This is a genomic window from Bradyrhizobium sp. LeoA1Lang (genome assembly GCF_055413685.1).
Genome location: NZ_JBVAPG010000050.1, coordinates 38057 through 52381 on the forward strand (window position 1 = coordinate 38057; position 14325 = coordinate 52381).

26 protein-coding genes and 1 pseudogene are annotated in these 14325 nt (G+C 64.8%); 4 read left to right on the forward strand and 23 right to left on the reverse strand.

Translation table 11 applies throughout. The annotated features are described in order from the left end of the window. Window positions 1–109: 109 nt before the first annotated feature. The 22 genes from ACZYOF_RS18655 to ACZYOF_RS18760 form a co-directional block, all read right to left on the reverse strand. The gene (locus ACZYOF_RS18655; RefSeq protein ID WP_463716658.1) at window positions 110–670 is read right to left on the reverse strand and encodes a hypothetical protein; all 561 of its coding nucleotides are present in this window, start codon (window positions 668–670) and stop codon (window positions 110–112) included. Beyond that, a complete protein-coding gene (locus ACZYOF_RS18660) occupies window positions 667–1551 on the reverse strand; it encodes a glycoside hydrolase family 108 protein (RefSeq protein WP_463716659.1) in 885 nt (294 codons plus the stop codon). The genes ACZYOF_RS18655 and ACZYOF_RS18660 overlap by 4 nt, the downstream gene beginning before the upstream one ends. A 73-nt stretch (window positions 1552–1624) precedes the next feature. After that, window positions 1625–1867: a hypothetical protein gene (locus tag ACZYOF_RS18665; protein ID WP_463716660.1), complete on the reverse strand. Its 243-nt coding sequence runs from the start codon at window positions 1865–1867 to the stop codon at window positions 1625–1627. Window positions 1868–1934: 67 nt separating this feature from the next. Continuing rightward, window positions 1935–2360: a helix-turn-helix domain-containing protein gene (locus ACZYOF_RS18670; RefSeq protein ID WP_463716661.1), complete on the reverse strand. Its 426-nt coding sequence runs from the start codon at window positions 2358–2360 to the stop codon at window positions 1935–1937. Then, window positions 2357–2614: a hypothetical protein gene (locus ACZYOF_RS18675; RefSeq protein ID WP_463716662.1), complete on the reverse strand. Its 258-nt coding sequence runs from the start codon at window positions 2612–2614 to the stop codon at window positions 2357–2359. Before ACZYOF_RS18675 ends, ACZYOF_RS18670 begins: the two co-directional genes overlap by 4 nt. Further along, complete coding sequence (locus ACZYOF_RS18680) at window positions 2611–2778, reverse strand: hypothetical protein (protein WP_463716663.1); 168 nt, start codon at window positions 2776–2778, stop codon at window positions 2611–2613. Before ACZYOF_RS18680 ends, ACZYOF_RS18675 begins: the two co-directional genes overlap by 4 nt. Next, complete coding sequence (locus ACZYOF_RS18685) at window positions 2775–3263, reverse strand: GcrA family cell cycle regulator (RefSeq protein ID WP_463716664.1); 489 nt, start codon at window positions 3261–3263, stop codon at window positions 2775–2777. The genes ACZYOF_RS18680 and ACZYOF_RS18685 overlap by 4 nt, the downstream gene beginning before the upstream one ends. Further along, on the reverse strand, window positions 3260–3955 hold the full coding sequence (locus ACZYOF_RS18690; RefSeq protein WP_463716665.1) for a regulatory protein GemA: 696 nt from the start codon (window positions 3953–3955) through the stop codon (window positions 3260–3262). Before ACZYOF_RS18690 ends, ACZYOF_RS18685 begins: the two co-directional genes overlap by 4 nt. A gap of 2 nt (window positions 3956–3957) precedes the next feature. Further along, window positions 3958–4431, reverse strand: a complete 474-nt coding sequence (locus ACZYOF_RS18695) for a helix-turn-helix domain-containing protein (protein ID WP_463716666.1) — start codon at window positions 4429–4431, stop codon at window positions 3958–3960. Further along, complete coding sequence (locus tag ACZYOF_RS18700; RefSeq protein ID WP_463716667.1) at window positions 4428–4796, reverse strand: LexA family protein; 369 nt, start codon at window positions 4794–4796, stop codon at window positions 4428–4430. Before ACZYOF_RS18700 ends, ACZYOF_RS18695 begins: the two co-directional genes overlap by 4 nt. Then, the gene (locus ACZYOF_RS18705; protein ID WP_463716668.1) at window positions 4793–5359 is read right to left on the reverse strand and encodes a host-nuclease inhibitor Gam family protein; all 567 of its coding nucleotides are present in this window, start codon (window positions 5357–5359) and stop codon (window positions 4793–4795) included. The genes ACZYOF_RS18700 and ACZYOF_RS18705 overlap by 4 nt, the downstream gene beginning before the upstream one ends. Before the next feature lie 2 nt (window positions 5360–5361). Continuing rightward, entirely contained in the window at window positions 5362–5715 is a 354-nt protein-coding gene (locus tag ACZYOF_RS18710; RefSeq protein WP_394569803.1) for a hypothetical protein, read from the reverse strand. Then, entirely contained in the window at window positions 5712–5975 is a 264-nt protein-coding gene (locus ACZYOF_RS18715) for a hypothetical protein (RefSeq protein WP_463716669.1), read from the reverse strand. The genes ACZYOF_RS18710 and ACZYOF_RS18715 overlap by 4 nt, the downstream gene beginning before the upstream one ends. Continuing rightward, on the reverse strand, window positions 5968–6345 hold the full coding sequence (locus ACZYOF_RS18720; protein ID WP_463716670.1) for a transcriptional regulator: 378 nt from the start codon (window positions 6343–6345) through the stop codon (window positions 5968–5970). Before ACZYOF_RS18720 ends, ACZYOF_RS18715 begins: the two co-directional genes overlap by 8 nt. After that, on the reverse strand, window positions 6342–6965 hold the full coding sequence (locus ACZYOF_RS18725) for a hypothetical protein (RefSeq protein ID WP_463716671.1): 624 nt from the start codon (window positions 6963–6965) through the stop codon (window positions 6342–6344). Before ACZYOF_RS18725 ends, ACZYOF_RS18720 begins: the two co-directional genes overlap by 4 nt. A gap of 3 nt (window positions 6966–6968) precedes the next feature. Further along, window positions 6969–7748 carry an AAA family ATPase gene (locus tag ACZYOF_RS18730; RefSeq protein ID WP_463716672.1) on the reverse strand — a complete coding sequence of 260 codons (780 nt, stop codon included), beginning with the start codon at window positions 7746–7748 and terminating at the stop codon, window positions 6969–6971. Between the two features lie 25 nt (window positions 7749–7773). After that, the gene (locus ACZYOF_RS18735; RefSeq protein WP_463716673.1) at window positions 7774–9906 is read right to left on the reverse strand and encodes a transposase; all 2133 of its coding nucleotides are present in this window, start codon (window positions 9904–9906) and stop codon (window positions 7774–7776) included. A gap of 2 nt (window positions 9907–9908) precedes the next feature. Then, a complete protein-coding gene (locus ACZYOF_RS18740) occupies window positions 9909–10184 on the reverse strand; it encodes a hypothetical protein (RefSeq protein ID WP_463716674.1) in 276 nt (91 codons plus the stop codon). Further along, the gene (locus ACZYOF_RS18745; RefSeq protein WP_463716675.1) at window positions 10181–10627 is read right to left on the reverse strand and encodes a hypothetical protein; all 447 of its coding nucleotides are present in this window, start codon (window positions 10625–10627) and stop codon (window positions 10181–10183) included. The genes ACZYOF_RS18740 and ACZYOF_RS18745 overlap by 4 nt, the downstream gene beginning before the upstream one ends. After that, window positions 10624–10884, reverse strand: a complete 261-nt coding sequence (locus ACZYOF_RS18750; protein ID WP_463716676.1) for a hypothetical protein — start codon at window positions 10882–10884, stop codon at window positions 10624–10626. Before ACZYOF_RS18750 ends, ACZYOF_RS18745 begins: the two co-directional genes overlap by 4 nt. Next, window positions 10874–11107 carry a hypothetical protein gene (locus tag ACZYOF_RS18755; RefSeq protein ID WP_463716677.1) on the reverse strand — a complete coding sequence of 78 codons (234 nt, stop codon included), beginning with the start codon at window positions 11105–11107 and terminating at the stop codon, window positions 10874–10876. Before ACZYOF_RS18755 ends, ACZYOF_RS18750 begins: the two co-directional genes overlap by 11 nt. Continuing rightward, a complete protein-coding gene (locus ACZYOF_RS18760) occupies window positions 11104–11415 on the reverse strand; it encodes a helix-turn-helix domain-containing protein (RefSeq protein WP_463716678.1) in 312 nt (103 codons plus the stop codon). The genes ACZYOF_RS18755 and ACZYOF_RS18760 overlap by 4 nt, the downstream gene beginning before the upstream one ends. 209 nt (window positions 11416–11624) lie before the next feature. Here ACZYOF_RS18760 and ACZYOF_RS18765 point away from each other — a divergent pair, with 209 nt between their 5' ends. From ACZYOF_RS18765 to ACZYOF_RS18780, 4 genes are all read left to right on the forward strand, one after another. Continuing rightward, a complete protein-coding gene (locus ACZYOF_RS18765) occupies window positions 11625–12320 on the forward strand; it encodes a S24 family peptidase (protein WP_463716679.1) in 696 nt (231 codons plus the stop codon). A 22-nt stretch (window positions 12321–12342) separates the two neighbouring features. Next, complete coding sequence (locus ACZYOF_RS18770; RefSeq protein ID WP_463716680.1) at window positions 12343–12816, forward strand: hypothetical protein; 474 nt, start codon at window positions 12343–12345, stop codon at window positions 12814–12816. 232 nt (window positions 12817–13048) lie between these two features. Next, window positions 13049–13492 (forward strand): hypothetical protein, encoded by a 444-nt coding sequence (locus tag ACZYOF_RS18775; protein WP_463716681.1) that lies wholly within the window; start codon window positions 13049–13051, stop codon window positions 13490–13492. A gap of 137 nt (window positions 13493–13629) precedes the next feature. After that, complete coding sequence (locus tag ACZYOF_RS18780) at window positions 13630–13809, forward strand: hypothetical protein (protein ID WP_463716682.1); 180 nt, start codon at window positions 13630–13632, stop codon at window positions 13807–13809. 406 nt (window positions 13810–14215) lie between these two features. Here the strand turns inward: ACZYOF_RS18780 and ACZYOF_RS18785 are convergent. Beyond that, a pseudogene (locus tag ACZYOF_RS18785) lies at window positions 14216–14325 on the reverse strand (IS5/IS1182 family transposase); the annotation flags it as partial.

Sequence of the window (14325 nt, forward strand, 5' to 3'; positions counted from 1 at the left end):
GCGCTGTTGACACGACCTCGTCGCGTCGATGTTGCTGTTGGCCTCGCCGAGCGCGACGGCGTATTCACCGATCGTGCGCCAAGGATCGGGTTTGTCGGCGATGACGGGATCATTGACGTTTTGCGCCAGCCGCTCGCACTCGCGCGACAATGCCACGCTTTGGTTGATCGGCGCCGCGGGCGCGGCGCTCTGGATGGCGCTGGAGTGAGAGCAGCCAATCAATAACGCCGGGAGGAGGATCAGAAGGATTCGGACCGAAGCGCGTTTCGTATTCATTGAGCCTGCCTTTCGCCGTTGCCGTCTCTGCTTCGGCCTGCTGTTTCAGTTGGTCCGCCGCTGCGGCCGTCTGGCGCTGGACGTCGGCGTTGAATTCCGCCCAGGCGAGATCGCTCTTCAGCCGCTCGATCTCGGCCCGGCCATCAGCGACGCGGTAGCCGATGGCGAATAGCAGGACTCCGCATGACACGGTCGATGCGATACCGGCTGCGCGGACATAGGCATTGAGCCACGGCAGCCAATTGACCAGCGGCAGATTGGCGACCGCGAAGCCAGCCGCGGCGACGACGCCGAACAGCGTGATCGAGGGATAGGACGTCAGCGCGCCGAAGAAGACGTCGCCTGAAAGATCGCGAGCCCAATCGATTACCGCTGAAATGCGATTGAGGATCATGCCGGCTGGCCCTCCGGCACGACAACGCTGATGTCGCCGTCGATCGCCCGCCGCGCGCGCTTGGCCTTACGTGCCGACCAGATCGAGTAGCCGAGCGCGCCCAGCGCCACGACAACACTGGCGAGCGTCAACGCGGTGAAGACGTGCATCACCCACTCGTTGTTGTAGGCGAGCGGCGCGATGGCATCCTTGGCGCCGTCGATCGTCGCGGCGAGCGCGCCGGAACCGACGCCGCCCTTGACCGCGTCGCCGGCATCGAACGCCGGCTGTGCGATGTCGCTGGCATAGGCCTTGGCGGCGCCGCCCTCTTCCTGCACCTCGACAGGTTGCGGTCCGACCGAACCGGTGGCCCAGGCCTGCGCGATCTGCTTGACGTTGGCGATGCGGGCGCTCCAACCCTTGCCGAAGTCCTTCCAGGTCGAAAGATGCTGCAGCATACCGAGCCGGCGCGCCGCCATGTCAGCGACGAGCGCATCGTGATCGGGATGGTTCTTGACGGCGGCGAGCGTGGCCTCGCCGATATGGCCGTCGACGTCGTTCATGCGCAGGGCGCGCTGCAGCCACTTCGCCGCCTGGAACGGGCCGGAGTTGACGGCACTGTCGAACAGGAAGAGATCGATGCCGGCCGGCAGCTCGTCGCCGCGAATCGCATTCCAATATTGAGTCCGGTAGATATCGTCGCGCTCGGCCTTCCACTCGGCCGTGCCGCGCATCGCCGCGGTCAGCGGCCGGCGCTTCAATCCCTTGCGGTCGCGATAGCCGTCATAGACGCGCTGGATGACGCCTTCGAGCGTGACACCGCCAGGGTCGCGCGGATGGTTGCTATAGCCGCCCTCGTAGCGCAGTTCGAGCGGCATGCACTTGACGAAGTTGCGCTTCAAACGAAAATTCCCCCGATGCGGTGAGCATCGGAGGAATCCCGTAATTTCCCGAAATCAGTAACCCTGACAGGTGTCAGGGCTCCAGCTTCTTTTCTATGTAGGCGTTCACTGCGTCGGCAAAGCTGAGATGATTTCCTGCAAACGCATCCCGCTGGAATAGCATTTGTTGGAGAAATCGCAGGCCGCTCTTTTGAGCTGAGGTAGGCGTCGCGGCCAAATACTCGTCGATGGCCCTTTCAGCCAAGGGAATCCCGCTCAGGTCTCCCTTAGCTATGAGCGGGCGCACTGTTGCCAAACAAGTATCAATATGTCCCATTCCGCAAATATTCGCTCAGAACCCGTCGCGGAGAGCAATAACCTATAAGAACCGCCCCCTCAATACATCAAAGCAGCTTGCCCTGTTTGTCATCCTTCCGCTGCCCGTGCCTGGCGCGATGGCGATGCACCGTGCGCTGCGTCAGGCCCATGCGCTGGGCGATCTCGGCGGAAGATTTGCCGTCGTTGTCCAGCTCATGGATGCGCTCGGCGATCGAGCGGACAAACTGGCGATAGGTGCCGCCGACGTGCAGCGGAATCTCGATGCGCTGGCCGCGGCCGTCGACCTCGAAGTGCTTGCAGATCTTCTTTGCGGCTTCGATGCCGACGCAATCGACCAGCCAGTACGTGTTGCGAGGATCGTCCAGGAAGAGCCGGCTCTCGGCCGGGATGTAGACGCGGCGGCCGCCCTGGCGCGCAGCGATTGCGAGCGCAGCGGTCTCGCCCGCCACCTCCGCGATCTCCTGCAGCACGCCGGGCAGCATCCTCGTCATTGGCGCCGGCCCTTGATCCGCTTCGGCGCCATCGTCGGATCCAGCACGGTGACGACGGTGCCCTTGACGATGACGTACTTGTTGCCGTCCGCGACCACGACCACTTCGTGCGCGCCGATCGTGCCGGCGGCGATGACGGCACGGTTCAACGAGGCTTCAAGGCTGGCGCGCAGGGCCTCGGTATCGAGGCCGCCGACGCGTTCGATGAAGCGCAACAGCGCATGGTCGCAGACGCGGACGGGGCGGTGGGTCATCGGTTCGCCTTCCTGATCCGGTCGCGTCGTTCGACTTCTTCGCGCAGATTGTGCGCGAACCCGTCTCCATATTCGCCAGCGATTTCCCGGTACAGAACGTCGCGCTGATAGGCGTCCAGCCGTTTGAGACGCTTCAGCAGATCCTCAACCAGCGACTGTTTCATCGGCGCGTCTCGCCCGCCGGCGCATAGGCCATCCGCGCGTGGTGGGCACAGTACGGGGAGACGGTCAGCGCCTGGTTGCCACAGAAGACGAAGCCGGGCTGCGCCGGATCGCCGATCGGCCACCGGCACGTTTCGTCGGTTAGCTCGGGCAACGAGACGCCGCGGCACGCGAATGATGTCGGTGCCGAGGAGTCCGACGCCAGCGGCTCCGGGATCTCGGCCAGCGCCGCCGCAACCTTTGTAACCCGCCTTGCGTCACAGGCCGCACGGCGGAGACGCACGCGGGTCGGTCGCTCGCGTTTCGGCGCGAGGCCGTCCTTGACCTTCACCCGGCCGTCGAGGCCGAGCCGATGGACCTTTCCGATGACAGCGTTGCGCGTGACGTTGCCCAACTCGCCCGCAATCTGGGCCGCGCTGTTGCCGGCGGCCCAGAGCCTGGTCAGTTCGTCGACGCGCTCTGGCGTCCATGCTACGGCGGTGCTCATTGCGCGTCTCCCGCGTGCTGCGCGAGTGCGGCGCGAAGCTTGCGGCCGAGCGCCTTCTGCACTTCGTCGTAGTTGGCTGACTTGAACGTCTCCCAGCGGTTCTGCCGCACGATGCGGCCGGCGTAGTGCTGCAGATCCCCCATCGGATCGACGGCGCCGCCGATCGGCTTGACGGCGCCGATCTCGATCAACCGGCGCCACTGCGCGTTCAGCACCGCGCGCTTGGAACCGATGACGTCCTCGCTGTCATCAGGCCATTCGACGTTGCCGATCCGGCCCAGCCACGACTTCAGGCCCTCGATCGCGGCCGAGCCAGCGCGCGAGTCTTTCAGGAACCGGACATGCGACACGCCGGTCTGCCGGTACAGGAACGACAGCATCGCCTGGTCGCTGCGGTCGCGGACGATGCCGAGATTGTAGCCGGAGATCCAGAGCGCGCGCAGCTTGGTGCCGATCGGACCGTCCAGGCCGACGACGGCGCCCTTGGCCGCGCCGGCGCCGCCGGCGAGCTCGCGCATCCTCTCGATCACGCGCGGGGCCGTGGCCACCGACAGCTCCTTGGCGCTGCGCACGCCGGCTACACTCTCAAGGAAATCGCGATAGGTCTCCTCATCGCCGAGGCCGGCCTTCAGCTTCAGCGTATGGATCACTGAGATCATGCTCGTGGTGGCAGGACGTTCCGTCAGTTTCATCGTCACTCTCCTGTTGAAGCCTTGCGCCCTCTTGTCGGGGCGAATCCGTTCTGGTCACGCGTGCCGATCGGCACGATCGCGAGTTCAAAACCGAATTGGTTGAGGGTCTGATCGAAGGCGAGCACGGCGCCTGGCATCCGGGAGCGCCACACGCTCTCGGCATGCCGGCAGGCCTCTGCCTTCAGCGTGGCAATTTCAGCGGCGAGCGCGGGATCCTTGTCGAGCCGCGCGCTGATCGTCTTGATCGCCCGCAGGACGCCGCCGTGGTCACGCTTGCCGAACAGGCGGCCGATCGCACTCACCGTAAGCGGCGTCAGGATCTTGGCGAGGTAGATCGCGATATGTCGTGGCTGGACGATTTCGGGAGCGCGGCGGCTTGAGCGAATATCCGCCACGCTCACGCCGTAGCAATGCGCAACGGCGCGCTGGATGTCGGCGACGGTCACCTGACATGCTGTCGTCGCCGGCTCGGTCATGCCGCGATCTTCCCGGCCGCCTCGTCGAGGAACAGCGCCACCGCGTCGCTGACAACGGCGCTATGGTTGAGTTCGCCATGTCGCCGGCAGTAGGCGTGCAGCGCCGCTTCCACCTTCGGCGCGAGTTCGTAGCCGGGCGCCTCCGTCGCGCCGACAATCGCAATCGAGCGGGCGCGATGGTCGTAGTATGTGATCCAACCGCGCTCGCGGAGCCCAATCACAAGACGATTGACGACACCCTTCGAACTGACACCGAGCGCCACGCGCAGTTCGTCGTAACTCGGCGCGATGCCATGTCGCAAAAGATGCTCTTGGATGGCGTTGAAGCAGTCCCGCATGCGGGGTGTGATGCCGAGCCTGGTCATTCCGCGGCCTCCGAAAGCGTTGCGCCGAACGGCTCGATCTCGAAGGTCTCGCCGCCGCTGCCGATGCGGACGCCGCTGATGGTGCGGGCGAGATCCGGATTCTTCAGCATCGAATCCTTGTCGATCTCGCGCTTGAGCCGGAGGAAGTTGGCGTAGTTCTCGCCGGTCTCACCGCGCGCGAGCGCATCGGCCTGCTTTTCGAGGATGCGGTTGATGATGTCGTCGTGCTCGCCCTTCAGCGTCACCTTGGCCGGCTTCCAGCGCCATGACACATTGCCGGTCGGAAACTTGGCCGTCTTGAGTCCGGTATCGCCGAGCAGCGTCTGCCGGTTGGCCTCGCAGTAGATCTGCAGACCATTGAACAGCTTCACCGCAGCCATCTCATGCGGCGCCGATTCCTTCTCCGCATCGGCCTTCACCTTGGCGAGGTTTTCGTTCATCGCAGCTTCGATCAGGACGAGTTCGCGCAGCTTGGCGCCATACTCGGCTATCATTTCCGCGGCTTCCTCACGGCTCTGCGGGATGCGCATATCCGCCGCCGCGGCCTTGCTACGCTTGGCCATCGTTACTTCTCCTCTGGTGCTGGTGATGTGGGCTGACCGTAGCCGAGCGCTTCCAGCGCGGCGCCGAGCACGGAAATCTTCTTGCTGAGTTCGGACATGAGCGCGGCCCGGGTGTCGCGGTCGCGCTGCGCCGTGACGATGTCGGCGAAGGCGAGCATGTCGTAGGTGAGATCTGCGATGGTCCGCAGGCGGCCGATCAGGACCGCCATCGCGATGATCTCGATCGTGGATGCCTGTATCGCAAAGCGCGGACCCGACGATGCGATGCGGGTTGCGACCGCATCGACGTCGACCAGGGCGACCTGGTCGGCGAACGTCATGGGGCGCGTCGCGGCGGTTTCGGTGTCGGCGCTCACTTGCCGTCTCCGTTGCCGATCGGCACGAGCACGGGCCGGCGCTTGTGCAGGTAGATGATCTTGCCGTCCGGCGCCGGCGCCGGCGCCTCGTTCTCGAGGTCGAGCACGCGAACGCTGACGCCGAGTTCGAGCAAGGCGGCGCGAGCCCAGGTATCCTTCAGGTCGCGCTCGAATTGCCGCCAGCCATCGAGCGTGACCGGCTCGCCGCGTGCCCATCCGGTGAAGGTGTCGTGAAGGCGCTTTAAATCGGTGCTAAGCATCGCTGTCCTCCTTGATGCGGGAATGCGGGCAGCCGCTGCGGCAGGCGCGATAGAGCCGCGCGCGGATCGAGGACGCGCCGGTGTTCTCCATCTTCTGCTCGTTGAGGCAGCGGTCGGTCCCGATCTCGCCGACGATCGGGCACATCACGGTCTCGTTCATCAGCGCGCCGCGGATCTTCGCCTTCACGCGGTCGATGTCGCCGCCGTAGTTGTTGCCCAGGAGATAGGACACGACGGCATTGGAGTAACCGATGCGCTCCGCCGCCTTCCTCTGCGTGATGCGGTCCGCCAAGCGTGCTAGGGTTTCCACCTCGGCCGGAATCGCGTCGCCCCAGGCCTTGCGGGCCTTCGCAAGCATGGCCTCTTTCATCGGGACACCTCCGATGCGATCGGCGGCGTGCCGACGAGCACGCGCTTGTTCGGGTCCCACATCAGCTCGGCTTCGAGCTTGCGCGCCTCCGGCGGTTTCGGCCCGGTGTCCATGCCGGGCTTGAGGCGGTAGACGGCCTTGATGGCGCCGCGGCTCTTTTGTTCGACCAAGTAGCCCGCGGTGGTCAGCCTGCAGACGTAACGCTTGGCGGTCTGATAGCCGGGCGCCACTTCGTCGGTGGTGGCGGCGAAGACGAGTTCGGTCAGGCCGAAGATCTTGAGATTGCGAATGGTGCGCCAGAGTTGCTCCTGCGCGGTCGACGCGATGATCGAGCCATCGCGGCGCACGCGCGGCGCTTCCTTCTGCCGCTTGACCAGGCGGAAGACCGCCGACACGTGGTTCGGCGCCCCGCGGCTGATCATGTTGAGGAAGCCGGCCTTGTGCAACGACCACACATAGACCTGCACGTCGCTGCGGCCGACATTGCTTTCACCATCGACGTCATTGATGGTGAAATCGCCCTGCCTCTCTGCGAGCTGGCAGATGATCTGCCAGAAGCCTTCATGGCCGCGCGGCACGCGGACCGAAAGCTGTGTGTTATGAAAGTGCTCCGGCCGCATCGATCAGGCCACCTTGTGCGCGCGGCGCGAGTACGGCTCGACGTGACGCGGTGTCGGCGGCTCGCCGGTGAAGAACTCGCCGGTCCAGGCCTTCAGGTCGAGTGCGCGGAGGTTGCGGTTGCGCGCGATCTCCGCAGCGTGATCGAGATTGACCACAATGCGCCGGGCGCGACCGTTCGAGCGACTGCAGATCGCTTCGAGCAGATCATCCTTAATGTCGACCTTCGGTGCGAACGCTTTGGCGAGGATCTGCGTATCTTCGAGATCGCAGGGCTGCGCCGGAAACCAGTGCAGCACGCGGTTGTGCATGCGCTCAACGGTGAGCAACTTCGCCGGCAGTTTCTCTTCGCCGATCAGGATCACGGACGCGCCGGAGGATTCCTGCAGCTCGCGCACGATCTCGATCATGCCCTTGTCGACGAGCTTGTCCGCTTCGTCGATGATCAGCGGTCGGCTGGGATTTTCGCCCAGGGCCGACTTGGCGAGATCGGACAGATCCGAGATCGGCCATTTGTCTTTGACGGTCTCGCCGCATTCGCGAAGGATGTTGCGCAGAAGCGTGCGGCGGGTCCAGCTATCACCGACCTCGACGCGGACCGCCTTGGTGCGGTTCTGCCCGAAGATCGATGCGTAGGTCTTGCCGTAGCCGGATGGGCCGTGACAGACGCCGAAGCCCGGCAGATGGGGCGAGCGCTCGATCAGGCGCGTGGTCATCGCCATGAAGGCGGCAACGTTCTTCAGTGCGACGGGGCCTTGGACGATGGGCGTGGTTGAGGCGTTCATTGGATTCCTGACTCTCCAATTGGGGTTAGGGATTGCCGGCTTCTCCGGCGGTGGCAGCGGGCTCGCCGTAAGTGGCGAGGAAACCGCGGTACTCGTGACCTTCGCGGTAGCCGCCGAGCCAGATCAGCTCGTCGGGGTCCACGTACTCGTTACGCTGGATGCGGGCTTCGATCGCGCGCGCACGATTCCAGCGCTGATGCGCTGTCTCGGCCGGGCGAAGCGACTTGACGTTGGCGGGCGCCGGCTCCTCGCGGAGCTGTGCGGCCAGCTCGGCGATACCTTCGGCGTGCGACGCCGTATGCTCGCGGTGCACTTCCCGCGCGGCGGCGAGTGCCGGCGAATCGTGGGCAGTGGTCGGCTTCGGAAACTCGATCAGCTTGCCTTGGTCGGCGAGCGCCTGGCGGTGGATCGCGCCTGCGAAATCCTTGGCCTTGATGCGGCGGGCTTCCTTCTTGACGTCCGCCATGCGCTCGTTGATCAGGCGCTTCTGCTCGGCGCGGGCCTTGGCGATCGCTGCGGCCGGATCGACGCCGGCAAGCTCCGGCGCGATGGCGGTGCCGAGGAAGGTTTCGCCATCGGCCTCGTACACATAGGCGGTGCCCATATCGTGTTCGTCCATGCGCACGAACACGGACGCACCGACAGTGAGGAAGCCGCCGATATAGTGTGCGCCGTCGATGCGGATGCCGGTCTTGGTGACGGTGCGCAGGCCATCCCTGCCGGCAACCGGCGCCAGCAGCATGTCGAGCGCGCGGACGTCCTCGATCCGGCGAATCGTGCCCGGTGCCATCGCGGCCATCGCGAATGGCGTCTGTCCGTTGAGGCCTGCATGCGGGTGGCGGCCATAGACATCGGCACACCATTCGTCGACGCGCTGCTGCAGCTCGGCCGCCGAGAGCGCGACCTGGAACATATCCTCGGGCGATTCGCCGAGCCGCTGGGCGAACGCCTTGCGGTTCTCAATCACCTTTCGGTCGGCGACGCTGTGGCCGATGAAGCCTTCGAGCGTCCGCATCAGGCCACGCTGCATGGTACCGATCGCGCGTTCGACGTGTCCCTTTTGTTCCGGCGAGAACGGCGCCGACTTCTCGTGCTCGATCAGCAGCGAGGCGAACAGACGCTGCGTCGTGTGCGCGATGAAGTCAGAACCGTTGTCGCTCTTGATCCGCTCCGGCACGCCCCAGGCGAGGATGGCCTTGCGAACTAACAGACCAACGGCGGCGGCGCGCGCGGTCTTGGAGACCAGCGCGACCAGGCGCCGCGATAAGATGTCCTCGCAGATATAGATGGCGTAGCGGCCATCAGTTGTGAGCACGTCCGCCGGCGAGGCGTCGATCTGCCAGACTTCGTTGAGCCTGGTCGCCGGCAGCGCGACGCGCGCGGCGAAGCGCATCTTGCTCTTGAATCCGTCCGGGTTGCGGATCGATTCCAGCTCGACGCGATACTCGTCTCGCCAGCGCTTCAGCGCCTCTTGAAAGGTGCGGATCGGCGGCAGGTTGACGACGCGATCGCCGACCGCGATGCGCGGGAAGCGATCAGCGACCAGGGCGCGGATATGATGCGCGGTGAGCTGCGGCTGCTTGGCGACCAGCGCGAGGATATGCACCTTCAGCCCGCCATCATTGGCGCGATCGAGCACGCCGGTGCCGCGGCGCGCGGCGGCGCGGTCGACGGCAAGGCGGGACTTCTGCCCGGCCTTGGCGTGTGCGCGCCAACGGGCCAGCGTGCGCGGGGTGACGGACCTGATCTCCTCCGAGATCCAGCCGGCGAGTTCAAGCTGGCCGGTCGCGTAGAGATCGCAGAGCTGCCGGTCAGCGCGCTTGTGCCCGATGCCGGCGCCGCGAGCGATCTTGTCGGCGAGCGCGAGCACCGCCAGCCGCGCATCGCGCGCGGTCGCGGCATGGCCCTTGACGTTGACGGCGTCCGGCTCGCTGGCGGCCTCGCGTGCAACGCTGGTGGGGATCTCGATCGCGTCGATGTGACGGCCAACATAGGCGGCGCGCGCCGCCGGCGGCATGACGTCGATCGGATACTCGGTCGCCTTGGTGCCGGCGCGCCGCTGTCCGGCCCAACCGCTGCGGCGTGCGAGCAACTGCACGCCGCGCTCGGTGCCCGGCATTTCCGGCAGGCCAGCCATTTCGGATGCGGAAAGGAACATCTTCACTTCCCGCGCTTCCGCTTCGTGTCGACCAGCGCCGCGATGCCGCCGAACCTGTCGATGATGATTTTCCTGCCGAGCCTGGTCGGATCGGCTGCGCCCATCTCGCCGATCGAGCGATGGATCCTGCAGAGCCCGCGTCGGGCCAGCGCCAGCATCGTGCCGTGGCTGTGCACGATCGAGCCGTCATAGCCGGCGGCGATGCGGAAGAGACCGCCGCGGCTGACGATGTCGATCAGTGCGAGCTGCTGTGCGCGCGTGAGGTCCGCATACTTCATCGCGCGGCCCTCCATTGCGTATCGGCGTCGCTGATCGCGCGATCGAGCTGGTCGCGGGCTTCCTTGGCGAGTTCGCGCCTGAGCAGCGGCTCGTAGGCGGTGTCGATCGCGACAAAGGCGGTGTCCTGCAGCGCGGCGTTGAGAACGCGGATGTCGCCGGTGACGGCGACCAGCGCGATCAGCCGGTGCGCGGGCATGTTGTTCCGCTCGTTGGCGGTCGACGTGTACTGATCGAGCATCCCTGTCGTGATGCTCTCGCCGAGATGTTCCGACATCGCCCTGGCGATATCGGCGCGCGACATCTGCGAGTGCTTGATCGCCTCGGCGACCGCGCGGGCGATGCGCGCCGCGCAGGTGGCGGCACGGATGCGATCCGCCGGAAACCGGTTGACCGGCGTGAGGCCGCCGAACAGATCCATCGTGTCGTGGCCGTTGCCTTTCACGGATGGGCCTCCGGCACGGGCATCGGCACCCAGGCAACCGCGTTGCCGCTGGCGTCGGTGCGATGGAGGACGTTGAAGATGCGGGCGACGGTGTCCGCGACGATCTCGTCGTAGAGCCGCGCGTCCGGGCTGCCCGTCGTGACCGGCACCATCACCGCCAGTTCCCCGCGGCCCTCGAAGCGGCCGGTGAACATGCGCGGCTGCGTGCCCTGCATCCGGGCGACCGCATATTGCGCGGCTGGGCGATCAGACGGCATCGGCGATGCCCTCCATCCCCAGCGCTTCCGCCATCGAGCGAGGCAGCGTCAGCTCATAGCAGTCGCCTGACGGCGACGAGCCGAGCCGGATCGGTGCGTCGTAGATGAAGCTGTGCTGCCGGCGCGTCGCGCGATCGCGCAGCAAGAGGAAGAAACGGCCGACTGCGATGATGTCGACCTGGACGACGACATCGCCGGAATGGGCGGGAAGCGGCTGCGTCATGAGCGCGCTCCCGTCAAGCTCAGTTTTGCATTGCGAATCTGAGTCGACCGGTTCCGCCTTGCCCGGCTAGTTCTACGGGACCGGAGACGGCCGTGGCGGTCGAACCACTCCGGCCAAATATCGTGGAGGTCTCTGCCGAGGAATTTTGCGATGATCGCGTTCGACGGCGTTCTTGGGTGCGAGAGCGCCACGCGCAGAGCGGACTCGTTCCTGCCGCTCTCGCGCGCCAGTTCAGCGAGGTTGCTGCCGAGCTTGTGAACCTCAGCTACAACGTCAGCCCGGTGCCAATTGGTGAGTCGACGCGCCATTGGTCGCTTTCGAAAGAGTGGGTCGCCCTGCCAGGCGGCCTCATTTCGGGACGTAAATGTAACGAACGTGACGAGAATGTACGTATATGTCTAAAAAATCAACTACCGAAACGCGCGACACGGTGTTTTCGGCGTCTGATTTTGCGCCGAAGCGTGAAAAACTTTTGGATATTAAGCGGATACGTACACTTTCGGAAAAGCTGGGGGAGTTGCCCGACGGGGCGCCGCTGCCCGATTGGTCGGACCTTTCGATCGGGGATCGCTTCGCAATTGCGCTCCGGCTGATTCCCAAGGAGCAGCGTGAGTCGCTGCTCGGAAAGTCATCCGGGCACATTCGGCGTTATGAGAGGGGCGTTGATATTCCGCTGACCGTGGTCGCGGCGCTCGCTGCCGAGACCGAGATCCCAATGGAATGGATCGTTTCCGGCAGAGCGATGGAGCGGCTCGCCCCCGTCGTTTACATCACGCCGCAAGAGCCGGCCGCAGATGCGCAGGACGTGCCGATTCAGAAACTCGCGTTCAAGGTCGCCGCGGGACGCGGTGAGATGATCCTTGACGAGTCTGCGGACTATGTCCGCTTCCCGCGTGCGATTCTGCAGCACCTCGGAGCGCTGCCGCAGAACGTCAAGCTGATGGAGGCGAAGGGAGAGAGCATGAAGCCGACCATCAATGACGGCGACCTGATGCTGGTCGACGTATCCGAGAGCGCGCGGCAGATCGTCGAAGGCAAGATCTTCGTGTTCTCGATCTGGGATGATGCGCTGGTGAAGCGACTGCGCCGCACGGCCGAGGCCGTGATCATGATGATCTCGGATAATCGAGATGTGTTTCCGCCGGAGGCGGTGCCTGCGAATGCGCCGATGCGGATCTTCGGCCGCGTCATGTGGGCGGGCAGAAATCTATGAGACAGGACGCAGGGGCTGGCGAATGAGAGCGATCGCGCTGTTGGTGCTGTTCATGAGTTCGCCGGCGATGGCGGATTGGTCGATCACGTCCCGAAAGGATCGCATGACCGATAAGGAGACCAAGACCGCGACGCTCGCGGCAAAGGGGCCGGACAATGGTATTTCAGCTAGGCTCACCGTCCGCTGCCTTGAAGACAAGCTGGTCGGCGGCCTTAAACTCTCGATCGACACCACGGCGACCTTCCATCCCGGCCGCATGGGATTAGTTTTCCGGATTGACCAAGGCGAGGTGCAGGGCCGTTACATGCCGGTCGATTCGTCGGGGACCGGGATGTCACTATGGGCGGATCCTGAGGAGCTGCGCGGTGCGAAACGGATCCGGGTCACGCTGGAGCCCTATCGCGCAAGAAATCTCTTTTTCGATTTTGACCTAACGGGGGTCGATCGGGTCCTCAGCTCGATCCCCTGCGTTAGTGGAACAGCGTTGACCCAATAGGAAGCCCGGTGAGCGGCCCAGGCCTGAACCCGGTCTTTCCGGAGCGGGAATTTATTTAAACTGAAATTCAAAGCCCTCTGGCCCATCTGGCAGCCTTCCTGACCCATGGCGAAGGTCCCGAGTGCGCCCGGGCCGTGAAACCGGACGTTTCACGTGGAATTGCGGTAATTAGATACAATAATCCGCCTTGGGGCCAATTGCGCCGGCCGCCCAGGCCGGCTTTGATCGGCCCATGCCCGAACTCAGCCGCCGCCGCGACCGCCACCGCCCCGAAGAGTGCTGGCACGTCGACTATGGCGATGTCCGGGTCGGCTTCATCGGCCGGCGCACCGGCGCGCCGGTCGATACCCCGCCATGGGAATGGAGCTGCGGCTTCTATCCCGGGACCGAGCCGGGCGAGCACCAGACCGGCATCGCCGAGAGCTTCGAGATCGCCCGCGCTGAATTCGAGCGCGCCTGGACGGTGCTGCTGGCGCGCCGCACCGAGGCCGACTTCCGGGTGTGGCGGGAGCATCAGGCCTTCACCGCGTGGAAATACGCAATGTGGGACGCCGGGGCGAAGCTGCCGACCCAGGTGCCCTCCGACCGCTCGCACTGCTTCTGCGGTGCGCCGATCGACATCGACGGCACCCGCGATCATGTCCGCCAGGCGCACGGCGAGATGAGGCCCGCCTGACCTGGTCAACGACCTTTGAACAGCCGATCAACCTGCCTGACGGCAGGCAGCTCGTCACGTTTGCGGACGCCGCCGGATACATCCGGCGCCTGCCGGAGGAGATCTCCGATCGGCCGGAATGGCAGCTCGCGATCGAGATGCTGATCAAGGCGGCCGAGGGCCAGACGCTCCTGATGTTCGCCCGCATCGCGATGTTGCGCGCGATCAAGGGTCACGCACCAGGCGCGACGATCGTGCCGCCGGCGCCGGTGGCTAAGAAGGCCAAGGCCTACAAGATCGTCTCGAAAGGACGTCTCTGGCCGGAAGGTGTGAAATGAATTGGTGCGCCCGCTGCGACAACTGCCGCTGGGTTTGCGAGAACCATCCGACCAAGCCTTGGCTCGGCCGGCTCGCTTGCACCTGCGGCGGCGCCGGCATGCCGTGCCCGGTGTGCAATCAGAGTGATGACGGCACGCCGCCGGAGATGCCGGAGGGCTTTGAGGTGGATGTAAAAAAGGATGATGTCTAGAAGTGGAGCCAAGCGGAGGCGAGCATGTCCCAATCAGCGATAAAATGCGGAAAGTTCGAGTATGAGCAAAAAGGCAAGACGTTTCACGGCTCGTACACGATCGAGCAGAACTACATCAACCTCAACACTCCGCACGGTTCGGCCCACGGAGGTTTGAACATTCAGACTGTCGAGGGCGCAATTCACATGTTCCTAGCTCTAGGTCGCGTGGACAGTTATCTTAGCCAGAGCAGAGTTGCGGCGATAGCGACGACAGCGAAGTAATTTCGTGCGGTTTTTTCGTAGCGCGTAGCAACGCGCCTGAAACGCTTCAGTTTCGAGAAGC